The following is a 203-nucleotide window of genomic DNA, read 5'->3' on the forward strand; positions in this document are numbered from 1 at the left end:
TCCCAGAATACCTGCACTGACCAGTACCGCCATCCAGAAACCAATGCTGGCATTGCTGACACCCTGATGGTTGAGGTACAGCGGCATCAGGCCATACAGCGACCCCAGCACAATCCCGGAAATAATGCAGCCATTCACGCCCAGACGCGCCTGTCGAAGCTTCAGCATAGAGACAATGGGGGTTGACTGTTGTTCATCACCCT

At 54.7% G+C, this 203-nt stretch carries 1 pseudogene; it reads right to left on the reverse strand.

From position 1 onward, the window contains the following. Window positions 1-203 (reverse strand): annotated as a pseudogene (locus FDX22_RS21415) (MFS transporter); the annotation flags it as partial.

The sequence above is a fragment of the Citrobacter sp. TBCS-14 genome, assembly GCF_005280805.1.
GTDB lineage: Bacteria > Pseudomonadota > Gammaproteobacteria > Enterobacterales > Enterobacteriaceae > Citrobacter > Citrobacter gillenii.